Genomic DNA, 23,966 nt, shown 5'->3' with positions numbered 1-23,966 from the left:
CGCGGACTTCGACCTACACGCGGACTTCGACCTACACGCGGACTTCGACCTACACGCGGACTTCGACCTACACGCGGACTTCGACCTACACGCGGACTTCGACCTACACGCGGACTTCGATCAGCAGGTCCGTCTCGGGCGACTCGCCCATCGTCTCGCGGATCCGGTCCCACGAGAGGTCCGCGCGGGCGGTCACCGTCTCGGCCGCGATCGCGCCGCAGGCGTTGCCGACGAGCAGCGGGACCTGGTAGTCGCGCGGGTCGTGCGAGAACCCGCCGTCGACGATCTCGGGCTCGCGGAGGGCCGCGCCGAGGAACCCGGCCGCGAACGCGTCGCCCGCGCCGGCCGTGTCGACGGGATCGACGTCGAAGCCGGGGTGAGAGACGTCGCCGTGGGGGGTTCGGATCGTCGCGCCCTCGCTCCCGAGCTTGATCGCGACGACGCGGTCCTCGGGCTCCCACGGGTCGATGTCGGTCGAGTCCGCGAGGGCGTCGGCCTCGCGAGAGTTTAGAAAGAGCACGTCGGTCGCGTGGAGCGCGGCGTCGAACTCCCGGTCGCCGACGCGCCGGCCGGGGTCGAAGCTGCGGGTCGCGCCCGCCTCCCCCGCCGCGGTCGCCAGCGCTGCCGCCGTCTCCGGCTGCTGACCAGTGAGGTGGAGGTGGTCGGCCGCCGTCAGGGTGTCGCGGTCGAGCCCGGCCGCGGTGAACGACTCGTTGGCGCCGTCGTTGGCGAGCATGAGGAGCTCGCCGCCGCCGTCGACGATCACGTACTTCACCGAGGTGGGCTCGCCGGCGTCGACGAGCACCTGTCCGGGGTCCACGCCGGCGCTCGCCAGCTCGCGGAGCGCGAGCGCGCCCGACTCGTCGCCGCCGACGCTCCCGTAAACGACCGACTGGCCGCCGAGGTCGACGAGCCCGACCGCGACGTTCGCGGCGCTGCCACCCCCGGACTGCTCGAGCCGCTCGATCCGGGTCTCTCCGTCCGGCTCGGGGAGCCGGTCGACGTGGATCGTCACGTCCCAGTTGATGTGGCCGGCGGCGATCACCTTCGGCACGCGGCTCGACTCCTCGGGCGCGAGGTCGGGGTCCTCCTCGACGGGACCGGAGTCGTCGGCGGTGTCGGGGTCGTCGGCGGCGTTCGACCCCTCCCACTCGGAGACCTCCTCGTCCCACTCCGCGACCTCCTCCTCCCAGTCGCCGGCGTCGCGCCCGCTCATGGCTCCGCCCACGGCTCCGCGGCGCCCTCGCCGAACAGCTCCCGCATCAGCGTCACGATGCTCTCGGGCGGGAACTGCCCGTGCTCGGTGACGATCGCGTCCATGTACCGCGGCGGCGTCACATCGAAGGCGGGGTTCTCGACCGCGATCTCGCCGATCTCCTCGCGGGCCGCCGGCCCGATCACCTCGCTCTCCGACCGCATCTCGATCTCGACGGTGTGGCCCGTCAGCGTCTCCGGGTGGAGCTTGATCGTCTGGGCCGCGGTCATGATCGGCACGCCCCGCTCGCGGGCGTTGACCGCGAGCCCCGAGGTGCCGATCTTGTTGATCACGCCGCCGTCGGCCGCGATGGAGTCGGCGCCGACGACGACGTGGTCGACTTCGTCGAGGTAGCGGCGCGCCGCGGAGTCGACGATGAGAGTGACCGGGACGCCGGCGTCGCGGAGCTGCTCGGCGGTGATGTGGCCCTGCTGGCGCGGGCGCGTCTCCTTGACGACCGCCGAGATCGACTTCCCCTGCTCGACGGCCGCCTCGATGCACGCGAGCGCGTCCGTCGAGTGGCAGTGGGTCATCACCGTGTCGCCGTCGGCGAGGCGGTTCGCCCCCACCCGTCCGAGGTCCTCCCGCGCGCGGTCGAGCTGGCGGACGAACGCGTCGCTCGCGTCGACCACGCTCCGTCGGAGCTCGTCGACGTCGTCGCCCTCCATCCGCTGGAGGACGTAGCGGAGGGCGTTCGGCAGCGAGACGGCCGTCGGGCGCGTCTCGCGGAGGGCCCGGGCCGCGGCGCGCATCGACGCGCGGAACGCGTCGGGATCGCTCGCGGTCGGCCCCTCGCTCGCGGCCGCTCGCGCCTGTTCGGCGAGCGCCTCGGCCGCCGCGGACGCGATGGTCGCCGCCCCGCGGACCTCCATCGTCGCGATCTCCTCGGCGGTCTCGCGCACCGGGACCGCCGGCTCGTGCTCGGTCATATCGATCCGGTAGCCGTCCGGCTATTTATAAAACCGGGCGACTGTCACGGAATCGGGGCTCACTCCGCGTCCGGCTGCTGCCCGTAGCTCTCGAACCGCTCCTCGACGGTCACCAGCTGGTCGTCGGTGAGGACGTTCGGCTCGCCGACCGCCGACGCCCGGAGATAGAGCCGGCAGAGGTCCTCGACGTGGTGGGTGTTCTCCACGGCGGTCTCTAAGTCCGGCCCGGTCACCACGAGCCCGTGGTTCGCGAGGATCGCCGCGTCGGAGTCGGCCTCGGCCATCGCGGCGACGACGTTCGCGGCCAGCTCCTCGGTGCCGTACGGCGCGTAGTCGGCGAGCGGCACCTCGCGGCCCACCGAGACGATCATGTAGTGGACGGGCGGCAGCTTCCGACCGAGCGTCGCCATCGTCGTCGCCCACGGCGAGTGGGTGTGGACGACCGCGCCCGGCCGGTCGTGTTTATAAATGCCCGTATGCATCGGCACCTCGCTCGACGGCGCCATCCGGCCGGCCAGCCGCTCGCCGTCGAGGCCGACGACCGGCACGTCGTCGGCGTCGAACGAGTCGTACGGGACCCCCGTCGGCGTCACCGCGACCGCGTCGCCGTCGCGGACGCTGAGGTTCCCGGTCCGACCGGGCGTCAGGGCGGCGAGCGCCGGGGCGTACTCGACGACCGCCTCGCGGGCCTCGCGGAGCAGCTCCGGGTCGGGGTCCGTCGCGTCCCGGCTCACGCCACCACCTCCGTCAGGTCGGCGAAGTCGCCGAGACGGTGGTCCGGGCGCCGCTCCTCGGAGAGCTCCGCGGCGGCGGCCGTGTCGCCGTCGGCGACGAACAACGCGGTGTCCATCCCGACCGCGTTCGCGCCGGCGACGTCGGCCTCGACGTTGTCGCCGACCATCAGCGCCTCGCTCGGGCGGCAGTCGAACGCCGCGAGCGCGGTCGTGAAGGGGAGCGCGCTCGGCTTCTCGCGACCCACTTCCTCAGAGGTGACGAGCCGGTCGATCCGGTCGTCGATCTCCAGTCGCGCGAGCTTCTGCAGCTGGACGCGGGTCGTGAGGTTCGTCACGACCGCGACGTCGGTCCCCGACTCCGCCAGGGCGTCGAAGACGGGTTCGACCCCGTCGCACAGCTCCATCGCGCTCGCGTACCCCTCCCAGTAGGCGTCGCCGAGCGCGAGTGCGGTCGCGGCGTCACGCTCCCCGGCGTGGCGGCGCAGCGCGCGCTTGAAGTAGATGTGCCGGTCGTGGGAGGCGGCGGTCTCGCGGGTCTCCCGTTTCGCCTCCCGCCGCGCGGTCGCGTACAGCTCGTCGAACGTCGCCCGGTCCATCTCGTATCCGTGCTCGCGGAACGCCGCGAGCGCCGCCCGCTTGCCCGCCTCGTTGCACGGCGCGTACGGGTACAAGGTGTTGTCGAGGTCGAAGCACACCGCCTCGTAGCTCATGGCCTCACTCGGCCGGGCGGCGACTTAAATATGGTTCGACGCCGACGCTCCGTCCGTTTATGAGCGATGCCGCGGCCAACGCGTCCGTGAGCTGATCGACCGCCCGCGGCGGCCGAGGCGGGAGCCCGGCGCACCGTCGCGGAGGGAAGCTGCGCCGGCTGTTCGCTATGTCCACAGTCGCGAGTAAACCTGACGGCGCGCCTACTGCTCGTTCATCGCCTCGCTGGCGATGTTGCGGCCGCGGGAGTTGAGCGCCACCTCGCGGCGCACCCGAACCTCCTCGACCACGTCGAGCTCGACGAGCCGCTCGAACGTCTCCTCGACCGCGTCGACGTCCATCCCGAGGAACGATGGGATCTCGAACGGCGAGACGCCGGAGTACAGCGCCATCAACACCTCTCGGTCGCGGCTGGAGAGGTCGACGTTCGTCGAGCTCCGCTCCTCGCCCTTCCGGAGCCACGCCTCGACGAACCGCATCCGGTTGGGGTCGCCCGCGACGTGCGTCTCGATGCTGGTTCCCTCGTCGTCGGTGTGGGACACCTCGATGACGGGCTTCTTCTCGCCCTTGACGGTGCGTTTGGCCGCGTCGAGACCGCTGATGTCGTCCAGGTCGAACTTCACGAACGCGCCGCTCTCCAAGGCGGCGTTGAGCCCGTTCTCGTCGATCTTCACGCGGGCCTGTTCCCACTCGGTCTCCTGGACGACGCCCCCCTCGATCGCGGGGTGTTTCGCCATCACCGTCCGCTGGTCGAGCAGCGCCCGGTAGACGTCGCGCTCGAACGACTCGTGGTCGGACGCGGTGACCAACAGCACCTGGTCGCCGAGATCGAAGCTCACGTAGTTGGAGACGCGCGCGACCGACTGGTTGGCGTCGTGTCGCCCGCCCAGTCCCCGGAGCTCCGAGAGGGGAATCGTGCGCTTCCCGTCGTTGCCGGCCAAGATCAGCCGCCGGTTCGAGAGGAGCACCCGGCCGGGCGTCCACGAGACGTCGCTCACCTTCCGTCCCTCGCGGACGGCGACCGCGAAGCGTCCCTGGGTATCCGTCACCTTGTACTCGCCGCCGCCGTTGGACATTTACGGTCCCCCCGCCCGGAGCTTGGACACCGCCGAGAACACCCGCTTCCGGACCGCGGAGCTCTCGTCGTCGGTGAGCTCTTCGAGCCGATTCAGCGTCTCCTGCCCGCCGACTTGTCCGAGGACGAACACCGCCTTCGCCCGGGCGTCCTCCGGGTGTTCGGTACCGAGCCGGTCGAGCAGTCGGTCCTCGACGATCGGGCCGCCGAGGCTCTTGAGGCTCGTGGCCGCGAACTGCGCGGTCTGCGGGTCCTCGTCGGCGAGCGCGTCCGCGAGCGCCTCGACCGCGATCGCCGACTCCGGCTCCGCGACGCGGCCGAGGATCCACGCCGCGTTCCGCCGCTGACGGTCCTGTTGGCCGTCCGTGAGGATCTCGACGAGCGGCTCGACGACCGTGGCGTCGTCGGCCGACTTCAGCTCGGAGACGACGCGGTCGCGGACCGCGTGGCTCTGTTGGGTCGGCACGTTCGACAGCAGCTCGATGACCGAGTACACCGCGGCGTTGCGGACGACCGCGCTCTCGTCGCCGAGCGCCCGCGCCAGCGGCTCCACCGGCTCGGGGTTATTCGCCTTCCCGAGCGCGCCGGCGGCGATCCGTCGGAGCGACTCGTCGCCGTCGTCGAGGAGGTCGAGCAGAGGGGCGAGCGCCTGGTCCGTCCCGACGTTCCCGAGCGCGTTCGCCGCGGCTCGCCTGACCCGCGGGTCGTCGTCGTCCAATCGCTCCGTCAGCGCCGGCACCGACCGCGGGTCCGCGAACGTCCCGCACGCCTGACAGGCGCGCAGCCTGACCCGTGAGTCCTCGTCGTCGAGCGCCTCGACGAGGTGCTGGAGGCCGCTCGCGTCGTCGAGTCGACCGAGCGCGTTCGCGGCCGCCATCCGGAGCTCCGGGCGGTCGGCCTTGAGCGCGCGTGCGAACTTGCGGGCGGTGACCCACTCCGCCTCGGAGCCGCTGGTGCCGGTGAGCTCCTGAAGCAGCTGTTCGAGCGCCGCCTGCCCGAGCTCGTCAAGCGCGTCGACGGCGGCCCCGCGGACCGCGGCGTCGTCGTCGCTCGTCGCCGCGCGGAGGAGCCCGTCGACCGTCGCCTGATCGTCGGCGTCGCCGATCTCGCCGAGGAACTCGGCCGCCCGGCGCCGGACCGCGGCGCTGTCGCTGCCCAGCGCGTCCCTGAGCCGTTCCGCGTTCCCGTCTCGGGCGTACTGGTACAGCGACATCAGACCCTCCCGAACACCCGTCGACGCTTGTCGATCGGTTCGTACCTGTCGGAGCGGTCCGGCGGGACGCTCTCCGTCATACCGAGCACGAGCACCCCGTCCTCGGCGAGCGACGCCTCGAGCGTGTCGAACAGCGCCGTCTTGTGGTCGACGTCGATGTAGATCAACAGGTTGCGGCACAACACGACGTCGAAGGGGTCGCGCGCGCCGTCGCGGATCAGGTCGTGCGTCTCGAAGTCGACGAGGCGCTGGACCGCCGGACGAACACGGAACGTGTCGCCGTCGCGGTCGACGTAGCGGTCGGGGTCCGAGAGCGGCTCGAGCTCCTCGGCGATGTCCGTCGTCCGGGTCGTGTGGTAGACGCCGGTGCGGGCGTTCTCGAGCGCTTCCTCGCTGATGTCGGAGCCGAGCACCTCGACTCGCGACTCGTCGATCTCGGGGTCGTCGCAGGCGAGCATCGCGACCGAGTACGGCTCGCGACCGTCCGCCGAAGGGGCCGACCAGACGCGGACCCGGCGCTGCTCGCTCGTCCGCTCGCGGAGCACGTCGCGGAGCACGTCCCACATCTCGGGGTTGCGGAAGAACTCCGTCACGTTGATCGTGAGCGCGTCCATCAGCGCCTGCCGCTCGTCGTCGTCCTCGCGGAGCAGCCGCTCGTACTCCGCGTGCGACTCGGTGTCGCGGCGGCGCATCCGTGCCGTGATCCGCCGGTCGAGGTACGACTCGTTGTAGTACCCGGGCTCGAACGGGACGGTGTCGTCGATCTGTCGGAGGACCCCTTCGAAGGCGGTCTCGCCGCTCATAGGCTCACCACGTCGAGCACGGCCACGACGTCGCCGTCGCCGAGGACGGCCGTGCCGCTGAGTCCCGGCGTCCCCGACAGCGGGCCGTCGAGCGGTTTCACCACCACTTCCTCCTGATCGAGGACGGCGTCGCAGTGGAGCGCGACCTGGCGCGTCTCTTCGCGGATCCGCACGAGCATCCCCTCGTCGGCGACGCCGCCGTCGGTCGTCGCGGCCTCGGCGTCGGGCGGCGAGGCGCCCTCCGGGGCGGCGTCGCCGGCGGCGGCGTCGCCTTCCGCGGATCCGCCGACGCCCGACCCGGCCGCCGCGGCGTCGCTCTCCGCGAGCCGTTCGTTCAGCCGGATCACGGGGTACAGGTCGTCCTCGTGGCGGACGATCTCGTCGCCGTGGACCTCCTCCACGTCGTCGGCGCGGGCGACCTCCGCGATCGACTTGATCGGGATGCCGTACTCCGTGCCGCCGACGTCGACGAACATCACCTTCACGATGGCGACGGTGACCGGGAGCCGGAACCGCACCGTGGTCCCCTCGCCCGGCTCGCTCTCGACCGCGACGGAGCCGTCGAGGTCGCGGGCGGTGGTCCTGACAACGTCCATCCCGACGCCGCGCCCGGAGACGTCGGTGACCTCCTCCGCGGTGGAGAAGCCGGGGTGGAAGACGAGGTCGTACACCTCGTCGTCCTCCATCGCCTCGACGGCCTCGCGGCTCTTGACGCCCTCGTCGACCGCCTTCTCGCGGAGCTGGTCCGGGTCGAGCCCGCCGCCGTCGTCGGCGACCTCGATGATCACATGGTCGCGCTCGCGCTCGGCCGTGAGCCTGACGTGCCCGGTCGGGTCCTTACCGGCGGCCTCGCGCTCCTCGGGCGATTCGATCCCATGGTCGACCGCGTTCCGCAGGACGTGCACGAGCGGGTCGCGCATCTCCGTCAGGATCGTCCGGTCGAGCTCGACGTCGTCGCCCTCGATCTCGAAGTCGATCCGCTTGTCGAGGTCCCGCGAGATGTCGCGGACGAGCCGCGGGAAGGAGTCGGACACCTGCGAGAACGGGATGAGCCGCATGTCCATCGCGGTGTCCTGCAGGCTGGAGGCGAGCTTGTCGAGCTCGTCTAAGGCGTCCGACTCGGCGTCCGCCTCCTCCAGCTCCCGACGGAGCTTGATCCGGCTCGTCACCAGCTGCTCGACGAGCCCGTACAGCTCGTCGACCTGGTCGACGTCGACCCGGATCGACTTGATCTCGTCGCGGTCGCCCTTCCCGGACGGCGAGCCTGACTGGTTGTCGGGGCTCTCCGAATCGGCCTCGTCGGGGCTCTCCGAATCGGTCTCGTCCGGCTCGGTCTCGTCGTCCTCGGCGCCGTCCTCCTCGACAGCCTCCGGGTCAGCGGGCTCGAACTCCTCGGCCCGTTCCTCGACGGAGTCCGGCTCCTCGCCCTCGCTCCCCGCGTCCGGTTCCTCATCAGCAGCGGCGCTCTCGTCGGACGCGTCGGACGACTCCCCGTCGTCACCGACGAGCGCCGTCGCGATCGACTCGACCTGCGTGAGCGCGCCGAGTCCCTCCGCGACCACGTCGGGGTCGGCGCCGGAGACGAAGGCGTCGAACCCCTCGTCGTACTCGCCGTCCTCCAGCGCGTCCGGGTCCGGATCGGTGACGTGGCCGTCGAACTGCCCGTCGAGCGCCTGGAGGACGAGCGCGGCGTCGACGCCGGCCATCGCCGTCTCGCCGACCGTCACGTCGGCGTACACGACCGGGGCGTCGAGCGCCGCGGCGGCCGCGGGGAGGTCGGGGACGGAGACATCGGCGTCGGGCTCGTCCGCTGTGTCGGCGGCGTCAGGCTCGTCGTTACTGTCGGCGGCGGCGCCCCCCTCGCCGTCGGTCGTCTCGTCCTCGGTGTCTCCAGCGGACCCGTCGTCCGCCGAGTCGCCACCGACGGTTCCGTGCTCCTCCATCTCGCGGAGGCGGCCCTCCAGATCCGACGGGTCGGTCGACACCTCGCCGGTATCGGCGATCTCCGCGACCATCGCTTCGACGGTGTCGACGCCCTCGAACAAGAGGTCCATCAGCTCCGGCGTCACCTCGCGGTCGCCCTGCCGGACCGCGTCGAGTAAGTCCTCTAAGGCGTGCCCGAAGTCGGAGACGTCGTCGTACCCCATCGCCGCGGCGTTCCCCTTCAGCGTGTGGGCGACGCGGAACACGTCGTCCATCGCCTCGGCGTCCTCGGGATCCGCCTCGAGGGCGAGCAGGGCGTTGTTGAGGTCTGTGATCCCGTCCTCGGCCTCGGCGACGAACGCGGCGCGGTGGGAGTCCATCAGGCCTCACCCCCCACGATCGCGCCGGCGACGTCGTCGAGGTCGCACACCTCGTCGACGCCGCCCGTCTCCACCGCGCGCTTCGGCATCCCGTAGATGACGCAGGTGTCCTCGCTCTGCGCGATCGTCCGCGCGCCGGCGTCGGCCATCGCCCGGATCCCCTCGGCGGCGTCGGCGCCCATCCCCGTCAATACGACGCCGACGAGCGGATCGTCGATCACTTGGGCCGCCGAGCGCATCGTCACGTCGGCGGCCGGCGTCACCGACTGCGAGTCGTCCTCGTCGAGCTTGACGCGGAGCCGTCCCGCGCGGTAGCCGTCGATCCGGGTGTGGCTCCCGCCGCGGGCGACGACCGCCTCCCCCGCCCCGATCCGCGCCCCGTCGCTCGCCTCGCGCACGTCGTACGCCGAGGCCGCGTCGAGCCGGTCGGCGAACCGCGAAGTGAACGCCTCCGGCATGTGCTGGACGATGACGACCCGGCAGTCCCCCATCGGCAGCGCCGACATCACGCGTTCGACCGCGTTCGGGCCGCCGGTGGACGCACCGATCACGACCGTCAGCGGGGCGTCGACGTCGACCGTCCCGTCGCCCGACGAACCGATCGAGCCGCCCGCCGAGTCGGCCGCACCGGCCGCGTCGGCGCGGTCGCGCTCGCGCCGGTCGCGCGTCGCCGCGTCGAGGTCGGCGTCCGCGACCGACTTGACCGCCTCGACGAGCCGGTCGGACTCGCGAGAGACGCCGGTCGACACCTCGCCGCCGGGCTTCGAGAAGAAGTCGACCGCGCCGCGCTCGAGCGCCTCGAAGGTCACCGCCGCGCCCTCGGCGGTGTGGGCGGACAGCATCAGGACCGGCGTCGGCGTCTCGTCCATCAGCCGCTCGACGGCCTCCAGTCCCCCCATCCCCGGCATCTCGACGTCCATCGTCACCACGTCCGGGCGCGTCTCGGCGACCACCGACAGCGCCTCGGCGCCGTCGCCGGCCTCGCCGACCACCGCCACTCCGGCGTCCGTCAGGAGATCGGCGATCAGCCCTCGCATAAACGGCGAGTCGTCGACGACAACGACCCGCAAGGAGTCGTCGCGACCGCCCCGCCGATCCGTCGTCCTACTCATGTGCGAAACCGGAACCAGAATGAGCATAAATGCACGGACCCAGGAATCACCCCTGATAATTCAGGGGACACGGTTATTGGTGACTTCATCGCAGGATAGCCCATGGCAGCCACCGAGACGGAGGCCGAACCGACGAAGGTGTTGGAGTTCGGGCTGGGCGACGGGACGTACTGTCTGGACATCGGCGTCATCGACGAGATCGTCGACGCCGGCGAGCTCACCCGCATCCCCAACTCGCCGGCCCACGTCGAGGGCGTGATGGACCTGCGCGGACGGACGACGACGATCGTCGACCCGAAGACGCTCTTCGACATCGCGGAGGAGGGGCCGCGCGAGCGCATCGTCGTGTTCGACGACGACGAGATCGACGAGGGCGGCACCGTCGGCTGGATGGTCGACGAGGTGTTCCAGGTCCGCGACGTCGCGCCCGAGGACGTCGACCAGAGCACGACCGTCGACGACGAGGGGCTCCGCGGGATCGTCAAATCCGACGACCGCTTCGTCGTCTGGGTCTCGCCCGACGTCGAGGACGTCGCCGCCGACGTGGTCGAAGACGCCGAGGCGTAGCGTCCGGCGAGGCGTAGCGGCAGGAGCCGATCGCTCCGACGACCGCGTCTCCCCGAGCGCGACCGTTCTCACCCCTGAGAAACGGGAGCCAACCCTTATGCGGTGACCGGCGAGTCTCCCCGTATGCGCGCCACAAGCGGCGTTCCCGGGTTCGACGACCTCGTCGGCGGTGGCTTCCCGGAGAACCGCCTGTACGTTGTCAGCGGCCCTCCCGGCAGCGGGAAAACGACGTTCTGCTCCCAGTTCGCCGCGCAGGGCGCCCGCAACGGCGAGGACGTGCTGTACATCAGCATGCACGAGACCAAAGAGGGGATCCGCCGCGACATGAGCGGGTACGACTTCGGCTTCGACCGGGCGCTCGACACTGACCGGGTCACCTTCCTCGACTCCTTCTCCTCGGACGGCCGCCGGTTCTTCGGCCTCCCCGGCGAGCGCCGGGACCACTCCGGGGTGACGAACCGCCTCACCGGCTTCATCAACTCCCGCGACATCGACCGCGTCGTCTTCGACTCCACCATGCTGCTGCGGTTCCTCCTCGACGACGACGAGGACACGATGATCCAGCTGCTCTCGTCGCTGAAGCGGACCGACGCGACGACGCTGCTCATCTCCGAGATGACCGACCCGAGCGCCTACTCGGAGGAGCACTACCTCGCGCACGGCGTCGTCTTCATGCACAACTACCTCGAGGACGACGGGATGCAGCGCGGGATCCAGGTGCTGAAGATGCGCGGGACCGACATCGACACCGACATCCAAGACGTCGAGTTCACGGATGGCGGCCTCCGCGTCGGCGCCGCCGCGACGGTGACGCACTGATGTACGACCGGATCTTCGGCACGGAGTGGAACGAGCTCACCCGCGAGGAGGCGGTCCGCCGGGCGTTCGCGCTCGGCGTCGCCGAGGGCGTGGGGAACCGCCGGCCCGAGGAGCTCGATCGCGTGATGGAGGCGTTCCCGAGCGCGTACGACCAGAGCCTCGTCGAGCTGGCGTACGACGAGGGCCGGACCAAGGCGCTCGACGCCGCCGCCGAGGCCGACGAGCCGAGGGAGGTGTGGAACGCGCTCGTCGACGAGGCGGGCGCCCCGCGCGAGCCGCCCGTTCGGGCCGCGCTGCCCGGAGCGATAACGGATCTGACACTGACGCGCTCGCCCAGAGAAGGCCCCCCGTCCTCGCTCGACTTCCCGTCGATGCTCCGGAAGTGATCCCTCGGAAGGGTTTTACGCAATACCGCCTCAACCCAGACACATGACGGTACTTCCCGACGCTGTCCGCGACGCCGACAGCGTGCTCGTCAGCGGCCCCCCGATGAGCGGGAAGTACGACCTGTTCAACCGGCTGCTCGCCGAGTGGACCGACGCGCCGGTCGTCATCTCGACCGGTCGCACCGCGGAGAAGGTGCGCGACGACTACGAGACGATCACGGGACGGGACGGCGACGACGTGATCGTCATCGACTGCGTCACTCACGAGCAGGGGGACAAGCGCGACGACACGCCGACGACGAAGTACGTCGCCAGCGCCGGGAACCTCACCGACATCGGGATCAAGTTCACCGACGTCGTCGAGTCCTCGACCGGCCGCGACCGCGCGGTCGGGGTCTACTCGCTCTCCCAGCTGTTGATGTACTGGGACCCCGAGCGCATCTACCGGTTCACCCGCGTGATGACCTCGCAGACGTCGGGCGAGGGGTGGCCCTTCGTCGGCGTCGTCGGGTCGACGGCGCACGACGAGCAGGTGGTTCACACCCTCCACGAGCCGTTCGAGGTCGTCGTCGAGACGCGCGTAGAGGACGACGACCGCGAGTTCCGCGTCCGCGGGCGGGTGGGCGGCCCCTCCGAGTGGACCGAATTCTAGCCGGCGACGGCGACGGCGACGCTCTCTCCTACCCGATCAGCTCGAACTGCGCTCCCAGCGGCGGCGCGTCGACGATCCCCCAGTAGACGAACCGGTAGGTCCCGGACCCGAGCGGCGGGCAGACGGCCAGGTCGAGGTCTGGGACCGCCGACGCGATCGCCTCCTCCTCGAGGTCGATCGACCAGCTGTACGTGCCGTCGAACGACTCCTCGGACCGCGGGAGGTCGACCGACTCGCCCGCGGGCGACCCGCGGACGTCGAGCCACCCCGCCCCGGTCTCCCGCTGGATCGAGTAGGCGTGTCGACCGAGGGCGGTCACCGGCTCGTCGCCGGTGTTCCGCAACACGAGTCGGATCGGCTGTCCGTACGTCTCCGAGTTCCCCTCCGAAGAGAGCTCGAGCGTCGTCCCGGCCGTCTCGACGAGCGTCCCCTCGACCTCCCGCTCGAACGGTTGCGCGAGCCGGACGAACTCGTCGTCCTCGCAGGTCAGGGTCTCCGGGACCCCCTCCGGTCCCTGCGGACCGTCGCCGGCGGCGAAGTCGAGACAGCCGGCGACGCCGGCCGCCCCCGCGGCGGCCAGCGTCGCCCCGGTCCGCGCCAACAGGTCGCGTCGCGTGCGCTCCATACGAACCGTAGGGGCGGGACCGGTTTCAACTACACGCGTTCAGACCGGCTCTCTCTCTCCGTCCCGCCCGCGGGCCGCCTCGCTCCGTCCCGCGTTCGGAACCGCTTTCCCGTCGGCCGGCGCATGGCCGTCCATGGAGCTGTTCGGATCCAGCGGCATTCGCGGGGTCGCGCTGCGGTACCTCACGCCGGAGCTCGTCCTCGACATCGCGAAGGCGGCCGGATCGGTGTGGGACGCCGACCGGGTCGCCGTCGCGCGCGACACCCGCACCACCGGCGAGCTGTTCGCCAACGCCGCCGCGAGCGGGCTGGCCGCGGTCGGCTGCGACGTCGACCGGCTCGGCGTCGTGCCGACGCCGGCGGTCGGTAACTACTGCGAGTCGGAGGGGGTCCCCGCCGTGCTCGTCACCGCCTCGCACAACCCGCCGGAGTTCAACGGGATCAAGCTCGTCGGCGACGACGGCGTCGAGCTCTCGGTCGACGTCTTGGAGCGCGTCGAGCGCCGCGTCCTCGACGACGACTACGACCTCGCCGACTGGCGGACCGCCGGCGAGACGACCGCCGTCGAGGGCGCCGTCGACGACTACGTGACCCAGCTGCTCGACGCGGTCGACCGCGAGGCGATCGCCGACGCCGGCCTGACGGTCGCGGTCGACCCCGGCCACGGCGCGGCGTCCGTCTCGTCGCCGCGGACGTACCGCGAGCTGGGCTGCGAGGTGCTGACGGTGAACGCAACGCCGGACGGTCACTTCCCCGGCCGCGACTCGGAGCCGGTACCGGAGAACCTCGAGGCGCTCTCCCGGCTCGTCGCGACCTCCGACGCCGACGTGGGGATCGCCCACGACGGCGACGCGGACCGCGCCGTCTTCGTCGACGAGAACGGCGGGTTCGTCGACGGCGACACCTCCTTCGCGGCGATGGCCGACGCCTGTCTGGAGCCCGACGACGCCGTCGTCAGCGCGGTGAACGTCTCCCAGCGGCTCGTCGACGTCTGCGACGCGAACGACGCCGACCTCGAGCTGACGCCCATCGGCGCGACCAACATCATCACCCGGACGCGCGAGCTCCACGAGGAGGGGGTGAACGTCCCCATCGCGGGCGAGGGGAACGGCGGGGTGTTCTTCCCGCCGTACCGGCTCTCGCGGGACGGCGCGTACATCGGCGCGCGCTTCCTCGAACTGCTCGCGGCCGCCGGCGACCCGGTCAGCGAGGTCGTCGCGCCGTACGCCGACTACCACTTCGTGCGCCGGAACGTCGAGTACGCGGACGGCGACGAGCGCGACGACATGCTCTCGGCGGCGCGGGCGTACGTGGAGACCGCCGACGCGGCGCCGAACACCACGGACGGCTACCGGCTCGACTACGGCGACGCGTGGGTGCTCGTGCGGCCGTCCGGGACGGAGCCGAAGATCCGGATCTACGCCGAGTCAGCCGAGGCCGACCGCGCCGAGCAGCTCGCGACGGACATGCTGGTCGCCGTCGAGAGCGGGCGGTAGGAGCGCGGGCGACTCGTCCCCCGAAATCGATTTCTCTGAGCCGCGATTCTCACACGGGTACACCGCGCTCTCGGCCGGTCGCGGCGACTGAGACCGCGACGGCGAATAGCTGACAGACTCCCGACAGCTATCGGTAGTAATATATTAACTCAGGTTGTAGTAATAATCGACATGGACGCAACGCAGTCCGGCGTCGCATCGCGCGGTAACCAGCGGAGTTCGACCGCACCGACCGATCTGGTGCGGGTGATGGAGAGCGAGACGGAGACGATCACCGGCGCCGTCGCGTCGGGAGCGGTAACGCTCGGAGACCTAGACCGGTTCGTCCGGAGCGTCGAGCGCGGCGAGGTCGACTGCTGCGGCGGGACCGACGCCGTCGTCCGGATCGTCCGGTCGCTGTTGAGCGACCGGCGCCCGAGCTGGGAGGAGATGGAGCCCGCCAAGCAGGCGGGTGCCTGACGACGCGGTCGAAGTAACGGCGATCCCCGAAAGAACGTAATCTGCGGTCGCCCGAATCTCTCTCGTCGTTTTTATTCCGTCGTTCTTCTCGCCGTTTTTCCGTGCGCTGCTTCCGCCCGCGTCTCCCGCTATCGGTCGAGCGCCGCGAGGGCCTCGGCCGCCTCGCGGGCCGCCCGCAGGTGGTCGCGGGCCCGTCGGGGATCGTCCGTCTCCTCGGCCGCGGCGGAGAACCTGTTCAGCGTCCGCACGAGCGACGCCCGGGCGTCGGCGACGCTCTCGGGCCCGGCGCTCGTCGACGTCGCGGTGCCGTCCCCGGGCGCAGCCGCGCTCGGGGTCGGCCCGGTCGCCGGCGATCCGGACGCGCCGGGCGACGAGTCGGGCGCGTCGGCGGCCGACGGATCCGGCGTTTCGGCGACCGACTGATCGGGCGCTTCGGCGGCCGGCTCGGGACCGGTCCCCGCCGGCCCCCGGTCGGCCCGCCGCACTCCGGCTGCCCCGTTCTCGCCGGCCGCCGCGGACGACTTCCCGCCCGCTGCCGGGGGCGACTCCCCGCCGGCCGGCGGCGGCGCCGACTGCCCGGCGGTGGTCGAGTCGGCGTCCGCGGCGCCTGCGAGGTCCGCGGCGTCCGCAGCCTCCGCGGCGTCCGCAGTCTCCGCGGCGTCTGCGGCGTCCACCGTGTGGCAGGTCGGACAGAACTCCTGCCCGTCCTTCCGGAAGATGGGGTCGCCGCAGTCGTCGCAGTGGCGGTTCGTCATCGTCGCCCCCTGCAGGAGGAGCTCGGACATCCGCTGAGTGTGCTCGCGCTTCTCCTCGTCGTCCGCGAGCTTCTCGCGGAGCTTCTCCCGTTCGGCCTCCTTGTCGAACCCGTCGCTCATGGGCGGACGAACGTGGTTGAGGAGGAAAAGTCCGATGGGCTCGGGACGGCTGCGCACAGAGAAGCTATCGTCGCCGACGAGGAGCGAGCGCTCCCGTCGGGGCGTCTACTCCTCGGTGATCGTGCGGTCGTCCTCGTCGAGCTCGCCGCGGTGGATCTTCGAGCCGTCCTGCGCGACCTGGCGGCCGAGCACCGCGCACTTCACCCGCATCGGGGAGATGTCGACGCCGAGCATCTCCGTGACGTCGTCGGTGTCCATCTCGTGGAGCTCCTCGACCGCCATCCCGTGGAGCCGCTCCGAGAGCATGCTCGCGGAGGCCATCGAGATGGCGCAGCCGTCGCCGGTAAAGCGCACCGCCTCGATCGTCTCGCCCGCCTCGTCGAGGTCGACGTCCATCCGGATCGTGTCGCCGCAGGAGGGGTTCTCGCCGACGTGCGTGAAGTCCGGCTCCTCGAGTTCCCCGTAGTTGCGCGGGTTCTTGTAGTGGTCGAGGATCTGCTGCCGGTACATGTCCGAGCCCAGTCCCATATCGGTCTCAGATAGGCCGGTGCGGGTCAAAAGGGTTCCGTCGGGGCGGGCGAGCGGCTACTCCTCGGACGCGGACGACTCCGCCGCGCTCGGAGCGACCGTCGTCGCCGGGCGGACGTTCCCGGCGTCGTCGCCGACGAGTCCGCGGAGCCGCTCGAGGATGCGGTCGTACTGACCTCGTTCCGGGCGCTTGGAGAAGTAGGCGTCCGCGCCGGCGTCGAGCGCCCGCGATTCCGTCTCGCGCTCGCGGCAGGTGGTGTGGAACGCGACCGGCACGTCGCTGCCCCGCTCCCGGAGCCGCTCGACCAGCTCGACGCCGGAGCCGTCCGGGAGCCGCTGTTCGGTCACGACGCAGTCGACCGCGCCGACCGCGTCGAGCGCCGCTCCCATCCCGTCGACCGAGAGGACCGCGAACCCGTCGGCGAACCGCTCCGCGAAGGCCGCCAGCAGCTCCGCGGAGCGCGCGTCCGGCTCGACGTGAAGCAGGACGACGGACCCATCGTCTTCCGTCGGGTCGCCGCCGGCGGTGTGTGCGTCTGTCTGGGCATCGGAAGCGGTCGGAGATCGTGTGAAATCTGTCATAGGCTTGGATATTCCGACGCGACGTCGTCGGGCGTTGACGGCGGACGGATTCGGGTCACGCTCTCGCCGAGCGTCGCGAACGCCGGGCGCCGGAGGCCGTCGGCGGAGGCGTCCCGAGAGCGGTAGTCGGCGGGGGCGTCCCGAGAGCGGTCGCCGCAGGTCTCCCGCGATCAGTCCGTCGTAGTGACTCATCGGACGCGCTCCGTACGGGTATAAAATGGAGATGCTCAGCCCGAATTTTCCCGGATTAAGCCCGTTTTAACGTCGAGTGTCGCCGTCAGTTATATGCTATCGACGACCGCGCCGACGATCGCGCCGCCGACGGTGTCGACCCGGCCGCGTCGGCGCTCGCCACCTCGGCGACGCGCTCCGCCCGCCGCGGCGCGCGCGGCGGGGGTCAGGCGAACAGGTCGCGCGCCTCGCCGACGGCCTCGACGAGGGCGTCGACCTCCTCGACGGTGTTGTAGAGGTAGAAGGAGGCGCGCGCGGTGGCGGCGACCCCCAGCTCGTCGTGGAGCGGCTGGGTGCAGTGGTCGCCGGCGCGGATCGCGATCCCGTAGTCGTTGAGGATGCTGGAGAGGTCGTGCGCGTGGACGCCCTCGACGTTGAACGCGACGAGCCCGCCGCGGTCGTCGCCGGGCGGCCCGTAGATCTCCACGCCGCCGAGCGCCTGCAGCTCGTCGTACGCGTACTCGGCGAGCAGGTCCTCGTGGGCCTCGACCCGGTCCATCCCGACCGCCTCTAAGTACTCGATCGCCGCCGCGAAGCCGATCCCCTGCGCGATCGAGGGCGTGCCGGCCTCGAACTTCCACGGCAGGTCCTCCCAGGTGGAGTCCTGGAAGGAGACGCGCCGGATCATGTCGCCGCCGTAGAGGTACGGCTGCATGGAGTCGAGGAGTTCCTCGCGACCGTACAGCGCGCCGATCCCGGTCGGCCCGCACATCTTGTGCGCGGAGAAGGCGAAGAAGTCGACGCCGAGCGCTTTCACGTCGACTGCGCGGTTCGGCACCGACTGCGCGCCGTCGGCGAAAATGAGCGCGTCGTGGTCGTGCGCGAGGTCCGCGAGGTCGGCTATCGGATTAATGGTGCCGAGCGTGTTCGAGACGTGGACCGCCGACACCATCTGCGTGTCGTCGTCGATCAGTTCGGCGGCGTCGTCCATGTCGAGCCGCCCCTCGTCGGTGACGTCGATGAAGCGCACGTCGGCGCCGGTCCGCTTGCCGATCTGCTGCCACGTGACGAGCGAGGCGTGGTGCTCCATCTCGGTGAGGACGACGTTGTCCCCGGGGCCGAGCTCTTCGAGGCCCCACGCGTAGGCGACGAGGTTCATCGCCTCGGTCGTGTTCTTGGTGAAGACGATCTCCTCGCGGCCCGCGGCGCCGACGAAGTCCGCGACCGTGTCGTGGGCCTCCTCGTAGGCGACGGAGGCTTCCTGGCTCAGCTGGTGGATGCCGCGGTGGACGTTGGCGTTGTAGCTCCGGTAGTAGTCGGCGATCGCGTCGACGACTTGGTCCGGCGTGTGCGAGGTCGCCGCGTTGTCGAGGTAGACGAGCGGGGTGTCGTCGCCCGGCCCCTCACCCGGCGACTCCGGATCCCCGCCGACCTTCCGGTCGAGGACGGGGAAATCGGCCCGGAGCGCCTCCACGTCGAACGAGTACTGCTCCTGAACTCCCATTACGCCGAGTTGGGCCCCGAGCACTAACACGTCTTCGGTTCGGCAGGTGTTGTGGATAGCTCGGATCGAAACTGGTGTATATAAATGGTCGCTGTCGTCAGCAGAGTGACCGCCTCCAAATCCCCAGCCGCTCGGCAATACGTCGTTGCTGTCGACGGTACGACGAACACCGCCAAAGCCCCAGCCGCTCGGCAATACGTCGTTGCTGTCGACGGTGCGACGAACACCGCCAAAGCCCCAGCCGCGACGGCTCGCGCACCTCGCTGCGGTCCTCAGTCGCTCGCGGTGTCGCCGGCGCTTCGCGCCGGCTGCTAGAGGGACCTCCGGTCCCTCTCCGCTCGCTCCCTGCGGTCCTTGCGTCGGTGTGCTTCGCCCTCGCGGCTGCCCCTTTGAGTCCCGCCCCGCACAGCAACCGCACCTCACGCCTCCCCAGCCTCGTCGGACCGGCGCGGCCGCGCCGGTCCGACTCCCTCGCGGGCTGGCTCGCGGCCTGACGGCCGCTCGCAGGCGCACGCCGGGGTTGTTTATAAATACTCACGTCGAGACGTTTCGTTCTCCGCGTTCCGGTGCGACGCCCGAACTAATGCCCTTTTGAACGCGGGGGACCTCCGGTCGGGTATGACCGATACGCTCAGGCTCGCCACGCGCGGGTCGGACCTGGCCCTCCGGCAGGCCGGGACCGTCCGCGACGCGCTGTCGAGCCGCCGACGCGACGTGGAGCTCCGCCGCGTCGAGACCCGCGGCGACCAGATCCCCGACGAGCTGATCCACCGGCTCGGGAAGACCGGCGCCTTCGTCCGCTCGCTCGACGAGGAGGTGCTCGCCGGCGACGCCGACCTCGCCGTCCACTCGCTGAAGGACGTGCCGACCGAGGAGATGGACGATATGGTGGTCGCCGGCGTCCCCGAGCGCGCGCCCTCCGGCGACGTGTTCGTCCACCCCGACGGGCTCGGGATCGAGGACCTCCCCTCGGGCTCCGTCGTGGGAACCGGCTCGCTCCGGCGGACCGCCCAGATCAAGGCCACGCGCCCGGACCTGGTCGTCGAGCCGTTACGGGGGAACGTCGACACTCGGATCGAGAAGCTGCTCGCGCCAGGCCTCCAGGCGGAACACGAGCGCCGGCTGATCGCCTCGGGCGAGGCCAGCGCGATGACCGCCGAGGAGGGCGGTGCGGGCGACGAGGGCGACGCCGAGAGCGGCGAGACCGACGCGGACGCCGAGAGCGGCGAGCCCGAGGTCGACGAGGAGTTCGAGACCACCGTCGAGGAGTGGTTCGACTCCCTCTCCGACCTGGAGCGCTCGGCGATGGAGCGGAAGGTGGAGACGGAGTACGACGCCATCGTCCTCGCGGAGGCGGGGCTCCGGCGCTCCGACCTGTTCCACGACGTCCCGACGACCCGGCTCCCGCGCGAGGAGTTCGTCCCCGCGGCCGGCCAGGGCGCCATCGCGGTGACCGCGACTGACCCCGAGGTGATCGAGGACGTGCGCTCCGCGGTCGACCACCCCCGGACCCGGGTGGCGGTCACCGTCGAGCGCACGATCCTCGGCGAGCTCAACGGCGGCTGCGTCGCGCCGATCGGCGTCTCGGCGCTCGTGCAGGGCGAGCACGTCCACACGCGCGTCCGGGTCCTCTCGACCGACGGCACCGAGGAGGTGGCCGACACCCGCGACCTCCCGATCCGGTCGCACGCGAAGGCCGCCGAGTCGTTCGCGGCGGACTTAGCGGACCGGGGCGCCGACGACCTGATCGCGGCCGCCCGCGAGGCGGCCGAGGTCGACGAGGGGACCCGACAGGAGGCGGCCGATGAGTGAGGGGGAGAGCGAGGGCGACGGCAGGGAATCGACCGAGCCCGGCACCGTCTACCTCGTCGGCTCCGGCCCGGGCGACCCGGACCTCATGACCGTGAAGGCCGCCCGGCTGATCGAGTCGGCCGACGTGGTCCTCCACGACAAGCTCCCGGGCCCGGAGATCCTCGGGGAGATCCCCGAAGCGAAGCGCGAGGACGTCGGCAAGCGCGCCGGCGGCGAGTGGACCCCGCAGGAGTACACGAACCGACGGCTGGTCGAACTGGCGCGCGAGGGGAAGTCGGTCGTCCGGCTCAAGGGCGGCGACCCGTTCGTGTTCGGCCGCGGCGGCGAGGAGGCCGAACACCTCGCTGAGGCCGGGATCCCCTTCGAGGTCGTCCCGGGCGTCACCTCCGCGATCGCGGGGCCCGCGGTCGCCGGGATCCCCGTGACGCACCGCGACCACGCCTCCTCCGTCTCCTTCGTCACGGGCCACGAGGACCCGACGAAAGAGGAGTCGGCGGTCGACTGGGACGCGCTCGCCGCGACCGGCGGGACGATCGTCGTGCTGATGGGCGTCGGCAAGCTGCCCGCGTACACCGCCGAGCTCCGCGACGCCGGGCTCGACGGCGACACCCCGGTCGCGCTGGTCGAGCGCGCGACGTGGCCGGAGATGCGCGTCGCGACCGGCACCCTCGATACCATCGTCGAGGTCCGCGACGAGGCCGAGATCGAGCCGCCCGCGATCACCGTCATCGGCGACGTGGCGGCGACTCGGGACCGCGTCGTCGAGTTCCTCCGGAACGACCGCGAGCGAGGTGAGGAGGCGTGAGCGACCCCGCTCCCCGCGTCGCCGTCTTCCGCCCGGCCGACGAGCGGATCGACGACGCCGCGGCGCTGCTGGAGTCGCTCGGCGCCGACCCGGTCGCGGACCCGATGCTCGCGGTCGAGCCGACGGGCGCGGTGCCGGCCGCGGCGCCGTACGTCGTCCTCACGAGCAAGACCGGCGTCGAGCTCGCGGCCAAGGCGGGCTGGGAGCCGGGCGACGCGACGCTCGCCGCCATCGGCCCCGCCACCGCCGACGCGGCCCGGGAGGCGGGTTGGACCGTCGACATCGTCCCCGACGAGTACACCTCGGCGGGGCTGGTCGAGGCGCTCTCGGGCCGCGTCGACGGCGAGCGCGTCGAGGTGGCGCGCTCGGACCACGGCAGCGACGTGCTCGTAGACGGGCTCCGCGAGGCCGGCGCGACGGTGAACGAGACGGTGCTCTACCGCCTGACGCGGCCGGAGGGCGCGGGCGAGTCCGCGGAGTTGGCCGCCGCGGGCGACCTCGACGCCGCCGCGTTCACCTCGTCGCTCACGGTGACCCACTTCCTCGACGCCGCCGAGGAGCGGGGACTCCGCGAGGCGGCGGTCGCGGGCCTGACCGACGCGGTCGTCGGCGCCATCGGTCCGCCGACCGCGGAGACGGCGATGGACCACGGGATCGACGTCGACGTCGTCCCGGAGGACGCCGACTTCGCGGCCCTCGCCGAATCGGTCGTCGAGGCGGTGGACGGCGGCGAGGCGGGCGACGACACCTCACCGAACCGTTAGTTTTCAACTGAGATATCTCGTTTTCGCCAAAACGGGGGGCGACCCTTAAGCACGGGTTTGGAGGATGCTTGGAACGTTTCGGCTCAGCCTCCCGATAGAATGGTTATCAACCTAGATAACTGGAGCCGTGTATTTATCAACCGACAGGTGTGGTGTACTGTTATGCAACCGAGCGAGCGCTGGACGCTGCGGACCGACGGCGAGGCGTTAGTCGTCGAGTTCCCGCACGGGACGGGGCTCAGCCCCGCCGACGGCGAGGCGCTGCTCGATCGGTGGCGGACCGTCACCGCCGACCGCGCGGTCGACGCCGTGGTGATCGTCGTGAAGACGAGCCGTCCCTGCTCCGACGCGGGACGGCGCGCGCTCCGCGAGTCCGCGCAGATCGCCGTCGCCCGGGGCGTGGACCGGTTCGCCGTCGTCGGCGAGCGCTCGAAGCGCCGCTACCTCAAGCGGACAATCGACGTCGACGGGATCGACACCGAGGCGTTCAACGACGACGACGCCGCGCTGCGGTGGGCGAAGTGCCCGTCGACGGCCGCGCCGTCCGTCGAGACCTCGTCGTAGGCGGGATCGCGGCGCGTTTGAAAAGTAGGCGCGAGTCGGTCGGCGAGTGGGGACGCGGGTCACCCTCTCGCGGTCGGTCGTCGCTTCAGGCGGCGGTCTCGTTCTCGGCGTCGTCGGTCTCGTTTCCGGTGGCTCCGTCGCCGTCGTCCTCCGAGTCCGCCGTTTCGTTCGCGTCTTCGTCGGAATCGTCCTCGTCACTCTCGTCCTCGTCACTCTCGTCGTCGCCGTCATCACCCTCGTCGTCCCCGTCCGCATCGTCGTCGATCTCGTTGACGTCGACGTCTCGGCCCGCGACCCCGCTGCCGGAGATCACCGGCTTGAGGATGTAGCCGTTGTTCTTGCCGCGCTTGACGACGTTGATGTCGAAGACGAAGCTGACGGGCTCGTCGGGCGTGACCTCGAACCCGTTCGTGATCTGGAGCTTCTCGCTCGGGAGCTTCACGTCGACCGCCTCGCCCTCGACGATCCCTTCGACCGCGGAGACCTCGAGCTCGACCTTCTCGTAGCTCCCCGCCGGGATCTCGTCGTCGAACACGGCCGTCGCGTCGTCTCCGATCACCTGCGTGAGGTCGACGGTCTCGCCGCCGAGGTCGACGACGGTGAAGCCGCGGTCGTCCTCGTCATCCGCGTCCTCGTCGTCCGCGTCCTCTTCGTTCTCCTCGTCCTCGTCGTCCGTCTCCTCGTCCTCCTCCGCGGTCCCGTTGGGGGAGTCGCTCTCCACCTCGGTCTCGTTGCCGGTCTGATCCGACCCGTCGTCGGTCTCCGCGTCGTCCGTTTCATCCGTCTCCGCGTCGTTCTCGTCGTCCGTCTCCGCGTCGTTCTCGTCGTCCGTCTCCGCGTCGTCCTCCTCGTCATCCTCTTCCTCGTCGTCCCGAGCCTCGAAGATCCGCGCCTCGTCGAGCGTGACGTTCAGCTCATCGAAGTCGGCGATGTCGGCCGGCGCGTCGCTGATGAGGAGCCGGAAGTTCCCGGTGAGCGTCTGGGAGCCGTCCGAGCCGTCCGAACCGTCCGAGCCGTCCGAACCGTCCGAGCCGTCGGACGCGAGTCCCCCGTCGCCGGCACAGCCCGCGAGCATCGTCGCGCCCACGCCCGCGCCGAGCGCCACGAACTCCCGTCGCCCGAAGCCGTCGGTGGGAGTGCCCTGAGATCGGTCGCCGCCTGTCGTCCGCGATGGGTCCGTCATGGTGAGTCACCGAAGGCGCCCCGCACGGGTATAAAAGGGAGAT

General features: G+C 71.1%; 25 protein-coding genes. 10 read left to right on the top strand and 15 right to left on the bottom strand.

The annotated features are described in order from the left end of the window. Nucleotides 1-103: 103 nt before the first annotated feature. The 9 genes from Hrr1229_RS09500 to cheB all read right to left on the bottom strand — a co-directional run bounded on the left by Hrr1229_RS09500 (nt 104) and on the right by cheB (nt 10,132). Entirely contained in the window at nt 104-1,216 is a 1,113-nt protein-coding gene (locus tag Hrr1229_RS09500) for a PfkB family carbohydrate kinase (protein WP_123113123.1), read from the bottom strand. After that, nucleotides 1,213-2,184, bottom strand: coding sequence for a ribose 1,5-bisphosphate isomerase (locus tag Hrr1229_RS09495; protein WP_123113124.1), 972 nt, complete (start codon nt 2,182-2,184; stop codon nt 1,213-1,215). Before Hrr1229_RS09495 ends, Hrr1229_RS09500 begins: the two co-directional genes overlap by 4 nt. A gap of 59 nt (nt 2,185-2,243) precedes the next feature. After that, complete coding sequence (locus tag Hrr1229_RS09490; RefSeq protein WP_123113125.1) at nt 2,244-2,918, bottom strand: class II aldolase/adducin family protein; 675 nt, start codon at nt 2,916-2,918, stop codon at nt 2,244-2,246. Continuing rightward, nucleotides 2,915-3,628 (bottom strand): HAD-IA family hydrolase, encoded by a 714-nt coding sequence (locus tag Hrr1229_RS09485; protein WP_123113126.1) that lies wholly within the window; start codon nt 3,626-3,628, stop codon nt 2,915-2,917. Before Hrr1229_RS09485 ends, Hrr1229_RS09490 begins: the two co-directional genes overlap by 4 nt. A gap of 201 nt (nt 3,629-3,829) precedes the next feature. Continuing rightward, complete coding sequence (locus Hrr1229_RS09480) at nt 3,830-4,702, bottom strand: CheF family chemotaxis protein (RefSeq protein WP_123113127.1); 873 nt, start codon at nt 4,700-4,702, stop codon at nt 3,830-3,832. After that, nucleotides 4,703-5,914: a HEAT repeat domain-containing protein gene (locus tag Hrr1229_RS09475; RefSeq protein ID WP_123113128.1), complete on the bottom strand. Its 1,212-nt coding sequence runs from the start codon at nt 5,912-5,914 to the stop codon at nt 4,703-4,705. It lies immediately after the preceding gene. After that, complete coding sequence (locus Hrr1229_RS09470; protein ID WP_123113129.1) at nt 5,914-6,717, bottom strand: protein-glutamate O-methyltransferase CheR; 804 nt, start codon at nt 6,715-6,717, stop codon at nt 5,914-5,916. Before Hrr1229_RS09470 ends, Hrr1229_RS09475 begins: the two co-directional genes overlap by 1 nt. After that, on the bottom strand, nt 6,714-9,020 hold the full coding sequence (locus Hrr1229_RS09465) for a chemotaxis protein CheA (RefSeq protein ID WP_123113130.1): 2,307 nt from the start codon (nt 9,018-9,020) through the stop codon (nt 6,714-6,716). Before Hrr1229_RS09465 ends, Hrr1229_RS09470 begins: the two co-directional genes overlap by 4 nt. After that, nucleotides 9,020-10,132, bottom strand: coding sequence for a chemotaxis-specific protein-glutamate methyltransferase CheB (gene cheB / locus Hrr1229_RS09460; protein WP_176329390.1), 1,113 nt, complete (start codon nt 10,130-10,132; stop codon nt 9,020-9,022). The genes Hrr1229_RS09465 and cheB overlap by 1 nt, the downstream gene beginning before the upstream one ends. Before the next feature lie 102 nt (nt 10,133-10,234). On the opposite strand from cheB, the gene Hrr1229_RS09455 reads away from it, so the two are divergent. The 4 genes from Hrr1229_RS09455 to Hrr1229_RS09440 all read left to right on the top strand — a co-directional run bounded on the left by Hrr1229_RS09455 (nt 10,235) and on the right by Hrr1229_RS09440 (nt 12,556). Then, nucleotides 10,235-10,699, top strand: coding sequence for a chemotaxis protein CheW (locus tag Hrr1229_RS09455; RefSeq protein ID WP_123113132.1), 465 nt, complete (start codon nt 10,235-10,237; stop codon nt 10,697-10,699). 123 nt (nt 10,700-10,822) lie between these two features. Further along, on the top strand, nt 10,823-11,518 hold the full coding sequence (locus Hrr1229_RS09450) for an ATPase domain-containing protein (protein ID WP_123113133.1): 696 nt from the start codon (nt 10,823-10,825) through the stop codon (nt 11,516-11,518). Next, on the top strand, nt 11,518-11,904 hold the full coding sequence (locus Hrr1229_RS09445; RefSeq protein ID WP_123113134.1) for a hypothetical protein: 387 nt from the start codon (nt 11,518-11,520) through the stop codon (nt 11,902-11,904). The genes Hrr1229_RS09450 and Hrr1229_RS09445 overlap by 1 nt, the downstream gene beginning before the upstream one ends. Before the next feature lie 43 nt (nt 11,905-11,947). Further along, nucleotides 11,948-12,556, top strand: coding sequence for a hypothetical protein (locus Hrr1229_RS09440; protein WP_123113135.1), 609 nt, complete (start codon nt 11,948-11,950; stop codon nt 12,554-12,556). 28 nt (nt 12,557-12,584) lie between these two features. Here the strand turns inward: Hrr1229_RS09440 and Hrr1229_RS09435 are convergent, their stop codons facing one another. Continuing rightward, nucleotides 12,585-13,181, bottom strand: coding sequence for a hypothetical protein (locus tag Hrr1229_RS09435; protein WP_123113136.1), 597 nt, complete (start codon nt 13,179-13,181; stop codon nt 12,585-12,587). 133 nt (nt 13,182-13,314) lie between these two features. Between Hrr1229_RS09435 and glmM the strand changes: the two genes are divergently transcribed. Together glmM and Hrr1229_RS09425 are read left to right on the top strand one after the other, a co-directional pair. Further along, complete coding sequence (gene glmM / locus Hrr1229_RS09430; protein WP_123113137.1) at nt 13,315-14,676, top strand: phosphoglucosamine mutase; 1,362 nt, start codon at nt 13,315-13,317, stop codon at nt 14,674-14,676. A 171-nt stretch (nt 14,677-14,847) separates the two neighbouring features. After that, nucleotides 14,848-15,135, top strand: a complete 288-nt coding sequence (locus Hrr1229_RS09425) for a hypothetical protein (protein WP_123113138.1) — start codon at nt 14,848-14,850, stop codon at nt 15,133-15,135. Nucleotides 15,136-15,263: 128 nt separating this feature from the next. Here Hrr1229_RS09425 and Hrr1229_RS09420 read toward each other — a convergent pair whose 3' ends face one another. From Hrr1229_RS09420 to Hrr1229_RS09405, 4 genes are all read right to left on the bottom strand, one after another. Then, entirely contained in the window at nt 15,264-16,010 is a 747-nt protein-coding gene (locus Hrr1229_RS09420; RefSeq protein WP_123113139.1) for an Sjogren's syndrome/scleroderma autoantigen 1 family protein, read from the bottom strand. Between the two features lie 105 nt (nt 16,011-16,115). Next, nucleotides 16,116-16,538 (bottom strand): Fe-S cluster assembly sulfur transfer protein SufU, encoded by a 423-nt coding sequence (gene sufU, locus Hrr1229_RS09415; RefSeq protein WP_123113140.1) that lies wholly within the window; start codon nt 16,536-16,538, stop codon nt 16,116-16,118. 57 nt (nt 16,539-16,595) lie between these two features. Continuing rightward, nucleotides 16,596-17,120, bottom strand: a complete 525-nt coding sequence (locus tag Hrr1229_RS09410) for a response regulator (protein ID WP_123113141.1) — start codon at nt 17,118-17,120, stop codon at nt 16,596-16,598. A gap of 397 nt (nt 17,121-17,517) precedes the next feature. After that, nucleotides 17,518-18,795 (bottom strand): cysteine desulfurase, encoded by a 1,278-nt coding sequence (locus tag Hrr1229_RS09405; RefSeq protein WP_123113142.1) that lies wholly within the window; start codon nt 18,793-18,795, stop codon nt 17,518-17,520. Between the two features lie 618 nt (nt 18,796-19,413). On the opposite strand from Hrr1229_RS09405, the gene hemC reads away from it, so the two are divergent. The 4 genes from hemC (at nt 19,414) to Hrr1229_RS09385 (ending at nt 22,740) form a co-directional block, all read left to right on the top strand. Continuing rightward, on the top strand, nt 19,414-20,607 hold the full coding sequence (hemC, locus tag Hrr1229_RS09400; RefSeq protein WP_123113143.1) for a hydroxymethylbilane synthase: 1,194 nt from the start codon (nt 19,414-19,416) through the stop codon (nt 20,605-20,607). Then, nucleotides 20,600-21,412: a uroporphyrinogen-III C-methyltransferase gene (gene cobA, locus Hrr1229_RS09395; protein ID WP_123113144.1), complete on the top strand. Its 813-nt coding sequence runs from the start codon at nt 20,600-20,602 to the stop codon at nt 21,410-21,412. Before hemC ends, cobA begins: the two co-directional genes overlap by 8 nt. Continuing rightward, the gene (locus Hrr1229_RS09390; protein WP_123113145.1) at nt 21,409-22,176 is read left to right on the top strand and encodes a uroporphyrinogen-III synthase; all 768 of its coding nucleotides are present in this window, start codon (nt 21,409-21,411) and stop codon (nt 22,174-22,176) included. Before cobA ends, Hrr1229_RS09390 begins: the two co-directional genes overlap by 4 nt. Nucleotides 22,177-22,338: 162 nt before the next feature. Then, on the top strand, nt 22,339-22,740 hold the full coding sequence (locus Hrr1229_RS09385) for a hypothetical protein (protein WP_123113146.1): 402 nt from the start codon (nt 22,339-22,341) through the stop codon (nt 22,738-22,740). Between the two features lie 85 nt (nt 22,741-22,825). Here Hrr1229_RS09385 and Hrr1229_RS09380 read toward each other — a convergent pair whose 3' ends face one another. Then, nucleotides 22,826-23,923: a DUF4382 domain-containing protein gene (locus Hrr1229_RS09380; protein WP_123113147.1), complete on the bottom strand. Its 1,098-nt coding sequence runs from the start codon at nt 23,921-23,923 to the stop codon at nt 22,826-22,828. Between the last annotated feature and the right edge of the window lie 43 nt (nt 23,924-23,966).

This window comes from Halorubrum sp. CBA1229 (assembly GCF_003721435.2).
Taxonomy (GTDB): Archaea; Halobacteriota; Halobacteria; order Halobacteriales; family Haloferacaceae; genus Halorubrum.
The sequence above is the reverse complement of the archived record's forward strand: the minus strand, read 5'-3'. Positions and strand labels throughout refer to the sequence as shown.

Bases quoted from the DNA above. Each gene is read 5' to 3' on its own strand.
- Hrr1229_RS09435 (WP_123113136.1), bottom strand. From the start codon at position 13,181: ATGGAGCGCACGCGACGCGACCTGTTGGCGCGGACCGGGGCGACGCTG.
- Hrr1229_RS09470 (WP_123113129.1), bottom strand. From the start codon at position 6,717: ATGAGCGGCGAGACCGCCTTCGAAGGGGTCCTCCGACAGATCGACGAC.
- glmM (WP_123113137.1), top strand. From the start codon at position 13,315: ATGGAGCTGTTCGGATCCAGCGGCATTCGCGGGGTCGCGCTGCGGTAC.
- Hrr1229_RS09380 (WP_123113147.1), bottom strand. From the start codon at position 23,923: ATGACGGACCCATCGCGGACGACAGGCGGCGACCGATCTCAGGGCACT.
- Hrr1229_RS09420 (WP_123113139.1), bottom strand. From the start codon at position 16,010: ATGAGCGACGGGTTCGACAAGGAGGCCGAACGGGAGAAGCTCCGCGAG.
- Hrr1229_RS09455 (WP_123113132.1), top strand. From the start codon at position 10,235: ATGGCAGCCACCGAGACGGAGGCCGAACCGACGAAGGTGTTGGAGTTC.
- Hrr1229_RS09480 (WP_123113127.1), bottom strand. From the start codon at position 4,702: ATGTCCAACGGCGGCGGCGAGTACAAGGTGACGGATACCCAGGGACGC.
- Hrr1229_RS09465 (WP_123113130.1), bottom strand. From the start codon at position 9,020: ATGGACTCCCACCGCGCCGCGTTCGTCGCCGAGGCCGAGGACGGGATC.
- Hrr1229_RS09485 (WP_123113126.1), bottom strand. From the start codon at position 3,628: ATGAGCTACGAGGCGGTGTGCTTCGACCTCGACAACACCTTGTACCCG.
- Hrr1229_RS09410 (WP_123113141.1), bottom strand. From the start codon at position 17,120: ATGACAGATTTCACACGATCTCCGACCGCTTCCGATGCCCAGACAGAC.
- cobA (WP_123113144.1), top strand. From the start codon at position 20,600: ATGAGTGAGGGGGAGAGCGAGGGCGACGGCAGGGAATCGACCGAGCCC.
- sufU (WP_123113140.1), bottom strand. From the start codon at position 16,538: ATGGGACTGGGCTCGGACATGTACCGGCAGCAGATCCTCGACCACTAC.
- Hrr1229_RS09385 (WP_123113146.1), top strand. From the start codon at position 22,339: ATGCAACCGAGCGAGCGCTGGACGCTGCGGACCGACGGCGAGGCGTTA.
- hemC (WP_123113143.1), top strand. From the start codon at position 19,414: ATGACCGATACGCTCAGGCTCGCCACGCGCGGGTCGGACCTGGCCCTC.
- Hrr1229_RS09495 (WP_123113124.1), bottom strand. From the start codon at position 2,184: ATGACCGAGCACGAGCCGGCGGTCCCGGTGCGCGAGACCGCCGAGGAG.
- Hrr1229_RS09445 (WP_123113134.1), top strand. From the start codon at position 11,518: ATGTACGACCGGATCTTCGGCACGGAGTGGAACGAGCTCACCCGCGAG.
- cheB (WP_176329390.1), bottom strand. From the start codon at position 10,132: ATGAGTAGGACGACGGATCGGCGGGGCGGTCGCGACGACTCCTTGCGG.
- Hrr1229_RS09440 (WP_123113135.1), top strand. From the start codon at position 11,948: ATGACGGTACTTCCCGACGCTGTCCGCGACGCCGACAGCGTGCTCGTC.
- Hrr1229_RS09450 (WP_123113133.1), top strand. From the start codon at position 10,823: ATGCGCGCCACAAGCGGCGTTCCCGGGTTCGACGACCTCGTCGGCGGT.
- Hrr1229_RS09475 (WP_123113128.1), bottom strand. From the start codon at position 5,914: ATGTCGCTGTACCAGTACGCCCGAGACGGGAACGCGGAACGGCTCAGG.
- Hrr1229_RS09500 (WP_123113123.1), bottom strand. From the start codon at position 1,216: ATGAGCGGGCGCGACGCCGGCGACTGGGAGGAGGAGGTCGCGGAGTGG.
- Hrr1229_RS09405 (WP_123113142.1), bottom strand. From the start codon at position 18,795: ATGGGAGTTCAGGAGCAGTACTCGTTCGACGTGGAGGCGCTCCGGGCC.
- Hrr1229_RS09425 (WP_123113138.1), top strand. From the start codon at position 14,848: ATGGACGCAACGCAGTCCGGCGTCGCATCGCGCGGTAACCAGCGGAGT.